Consider the following 4125-nt stretch of genomic DNA (forward strand, 5'->3'; position numbering starts at 1 on the left):
CTCAACCTGCCAGTATCGAGAGTTGAGCGAAGTCGAAACTCGGTTCATGGGGATCTTTTTTTCGCGCAAGTCCCTAAGCGCTTACTTTGTCCGGGGAGATACTCCGCATAACTCGACGTTCAGCGGCTGGGATGGTCGATTCAACCGCAATCGCCCACTCATTGTTCGATAGCCAACCTGTGAGCCGGTCCCAGCCCTCACATGAGAACAGGCAAAACCCTCACAGGAGGAATGCCAAGCGAGCAGTTGGGAGAGGAAACCCAGATTTTGGCACTAGCAGCAACCGGATCACCACTGAAAAATTATAAAGATCCGGTAAAGCTAAGGGCACTCATTATGGGGAATTGACTAATTTTGCGCTGCGATTGCTGTTGGGCGATCGCAGCGCCGAAAGCATAAGCGTCTATTGACAAATAGTGGTGAGGTTCACGGCTGGCTCATTGGCCAATCATCTTGCCACAGACAGCGGTGTCGGCCCCAGTGTTAACCAACGGTTAGGGGCATCGACCGACCGATCAAAGCTGCCCAGATACTTGTGCCTCTTAATTGATCAATCCTATGCACATACAAAATCGCGATCAAAATCAAAGCGGATTCACCCTAATTGAGTTGCTGGTGGTGATTGTCATTCTCGGCATCTTGGCCGCGTTGGCTTATCCGGCTTTTGTTTCAATGGTGCGCCGGGCGCAATATGCCGAGGTCAGACAACAAATGGGGGTCATGTCTAGAGAGATTCAGGCCTATCTGCTAGAAAATGGCCAATATCCATCAGACACGAATGCGGGTAGCCCACCCAAAGGCGTTGTGAATTGGCCAGAAAATCCGCCGGTCGGTGGCACTTATGATTACGACCACTGGGGTGTCGGTGGGGGCCAATGCTATGTCCAGATTGGGTTTAATGGCGACGACGGTCAGCGTAATTACCAAGTCCACCGGGTTAATGCGGAACCGCAAAGTTTCCAAGCCTTTGAAGACGATTTAGTCCTGGGGGTTGACCTTTACGATTGCCCGATCGCGCAGGGGTCGATCCGACAGCCCTAAAATCATCCCCGACACCAGGCCACCAGTCCGGTCAAAGTTCAACTAATAGCACTCGCGGCAGTTCGGTAAACAGGCTGATAGGATGCAAGCAGCACTGTATTGGAATGGGAAAAGAGAGTTATGAAACGCGCGATCGCTCTGGCGAGTTGGCTGATGCTGATGGTAATCATGGTTTTGTCTACAGGGCAGCCAGCCCTAGCCAGCGACTATCGCTCCTCGGCCCCCGCCAATGCTGAGGTTTATCTCATTACTCCGCAAGATGGGGACGTAGTGACGAGCCCATTGGCGGTCAAATTTGGCCTTAAAGAGATGGGGGTCGCGCCCGCTGGGGTTGATCAGTCCGGCACTGGGCACCATCACCTGCTGATTGACTTAGCCGAATTACCGAAACTCGACGAAGCATTGCCCGCAACGGATCACATCAAGCATTTTGGGGGCGGTCAAACGGAAACCACGCTGACGCTGTCGCCGGGTGAACATACCCTGCAATTGCTCTTAGCCAATTATGTTCACGTGCCCCACGATCCGCCCGTTCTTTCAGAGCCGATTACTGTGACGGTGAAATAATTGCGATGGGTTTCCCTGCGCTGACCCGATCGCATTCGTGGGGTCGGGCTTTGGGAGGGGCACGCGATAAGCTTTGGGCATGACGAATCTCACCTGGATTGAAGGGGGCACCCGCAGCGGTAAGACGGCGCGGCTGCTGGAGCATTTGGCTGATGTGGCGGCGGCTCGGGCGGCCTCCCTGGGGCCTGGGGCCGTTTACCTGTTGTTTGCTGCCAATGGCGACACCCGATTGACGCTCACCGATCGCATTGCCGAGGTGTTGCCCGCGACGTTGCCGGTGACGACGGCGACCCCAACGGGCTTCATTCAAAACGAGGTCACTTTATTCTGGCCGGTGTTGGTGGAATCCCTGGGCCTGAGTCCGCAGTTTCCCATGAAGCTGCGCCCCGAAAATGAGCAAGAATTAGCCACCCAGCTTTGGCGCAAAGCCTTAGACGATGGGCAGTTAGAAGTGCCTGGTTGGACGGAAACGCAAATCGTGCGGCGATCGCTCGACTTTTTACAGTTGGCGGCATCGGGGGGCATTCCGGCGGCCGACTTGCCAACGCTGCTCGCCGACGGGATGCCCAGGGGCACCGCGACTTCAGAAGTGTGGGGGGCGATCGCCGACGCTGTCGTGAATTGGCGGGACTGGTGCCTGCGTCAGGGGTTTTTGACCTATAGCATCGCCACCGAACTGTACGGGCAACATTTGCTGCCCCATCCGCTCTATCAAGAAAAGTTTCCCCAGCGGTTTGGGGGACTCTTTGCCGATGACCTGGATGAATATCCCGGCATTTTTGCCGACTGCTTGCGCCATGGCGATCGTTGGGGATTGCCCACTGCCGTCACTTGGAATCCCTATGGCAAGGTGCGGCTGGGAGTCGGAGCCGATCCAGCGGCAACCAGCGACCTGCGTGCAACGGCGACTGTCGAAAGCTTATCTGACACGGCGACTGATACTCTGGCAGCGACTTGGGCCACGCCCCTAGTCGAAACCGTCTTGAACTCTGTCGCCACCCCGCAACCGATAGCAGCGGTCAGCCTAATTCAAGCGACGTCTCGGGGGGAACTGCTGCGCCAAACGGCTGAAGCGATCGCCCACGCCATTCGTCATGAGTCTTTGCAGCCGGGAGATATTGCCGTCATTGGTCCCGGTTTTGACGCGATCGCCCGCTATACCCTGGCGGAGATTTTGCAAAAGCAAGGTATTCCCGTGGCGTCGCTCAACGACCAGCGCCCTTTAGTAAGCACGCCATTAGTGCGATCGGTACTGACCCTACTGCCCTTTGTTTATCCCGGCTTAGGGCGACATTTAAACGCCGACGCCGTAGCCGAAATGTTGGTCGTCCTCAGCCAATCATCCCAAGGAAATCCTCAGCGCTCTTGGTTTGAGCGGGTGCAAATCGACCCCGTGCGGGCCGAACTCATCGTTGATCACTGCTTTCAGCCCGATCCTGAGCAGCCACAACTGCTAGAAGTGACTGAGTTTCCCCGGTGGGATCGCCTCGGTTACCAAGCCACCGAAGCCTACAACGCGATTCGCCAGTGGCTTGCCCAGCAACAACAAGCCCGTCAGCAACGCCTAATTACGAGTCCAGTCAACCTGATTGACCGCGCGATTCAAGAGTTTCTCTGGCGGGGCAACTACCTCCCCTATGATCAACTCGCCGCCCTGCGCGAACTGATGGAAACTGCCCAACATTTTTGGGAAGTGCAAGGACGACTCCGCCAACGCCAACCGCTCAGTCCTGACAGCCTAGACACGCCGTTGTCCCCCGTAGCCCGATTTTTACAACTACTACAGCAGGGCATTGTGACGGCTAACCCCTATCCAGTGAGGCCGTTAGAGCCCGACCAGCAGGGCGTGACCCTGGCCACCGTGTTTCAATATCGATCGCAGCGCTTGAGTCATCGCAGGCAATTTTGGCTGGATGCTAGCTCCCCCCGGTGGCTCACTGGCACCGACGAACTGTTCGGCTATGCCGCCTTTCTCCAAGATTGGAACGGCCAACCCATGACGGTCGATTTCATCGAGCAGAGCCACGAAGCCCGCCTCGAAAGGATTTTGCGAGATTTACTGGGTCGCACCACTGAGCGCGTCATCCTGTGCCACAGCGACCTGGCAGTGAACGGGCAGGAGCAGACGGGGCCGCTGTTAGCCCTCGTTGACCTAGCCGAACCATGATCGGCAGAAGAACAGGAGGCCGATCCCTGGTCAATACTAATTCACCGCAACTTAATAAACATTCCAGCACCAGGAATGCGCCTCCTTTGACTGGCCAGGAGTCACCTCTTCCAGAGTGCTCAATTGGTACCCCTGTAGCGGATCACCCACGTCTGGAGGCTGCTCTTGCTGAGTTTTTAAGAGTGATGACTGCCATTGACGGCGCTGACGCAGTTTCTTTTCTCGACGCCCCAGCGCCAGCCAAGTAAGGCTCAGTCCCAGAGCTCACTGGTACAGAAAAGTTTTGGGAGCAAAGTATCGGTAGTCTCATCGTGAGAAAGTCGTCACTTTCGAGAACTCAATGCGGCAAA

At 56.0% G+C, this 4125-nt stretch carries 3 protein-coding genes; all 3 read left to right on the forward strand.

Annotated features, from left to right (window positions below):
- The first annotated feature begins 558 nt into the window (after window positions 1-558).
- The 3 genes from JUK32_RS01635 (at window position 559) to JUK32_RS01645 (ending at window position 3775) form a co-directional block, all read left to right on the forward strand.
- Window positions 559-1041, forward strand: a complete 483-nt coding sequence (locus JUK32_RS01635; RefSeq protein WP_204137111.1) for a type II secretion system protein — start codon at window positions 559-561, stop codon at window positions 1039-1041.
- Between the two features lie 120 nt (window positions 1042-1161).
- Entirely contained in the window at window positions 1162-1608 is a 447-nt protein-coding gene (locus JUK32_RS01640; protein WP_239112222.1) for a DUF4399 domain-containing protein, read from the forward strand.
- A 79-nt stretch (window positions 1609-1687) separates the two neighbouring features.
- On the forward strand, window positions 1688-3775 hold the full coding sequence (locus JUK32_RS01645; RefSeq protein ID WP_204137112.1) for a hypothetical protein: 2088 nt from the start codon (window positions 1688-1690) through the stop codon (window positions 3773-3775).
- Window positions 3776-4125: the final 350 nt, after the last annotated feature.

Source organism: Halomicronema sp. CCY15110, assembly GCF_016888165.1.
In the GTDB taxonomy this organism is placed as follows: Bacteria; Cyanobacteriota; Cyanobacteriia; order Phormidesmidales; family Phormidesmidaceae; genus Halomicronema.

Excerpts from the sequence above, each read along its gene's own strand:
- JUK32_RS01640 (WP_239112222.1), top strand. The coding sequence starts at position 1,162 with ATGAAACGCGCGATCGCTCTGGCGAGTTGGCTGATGCTGATGGTAATC.
- JUK32_RS01645 (WP_204137112.1), top strand. The coding sequence starts at position 1,688 with ATGACGAATCTCACCTGGATTGAAGGGGGCACCCGCAGCGGTAAGACG.
- JUK32_RS01635 (WP_204137111.1), top strand. The coding sequence starts at position 559 with ATGCACATACAAAATCGCGATCAAAATCAAAGCGGATTCACCCTAATT.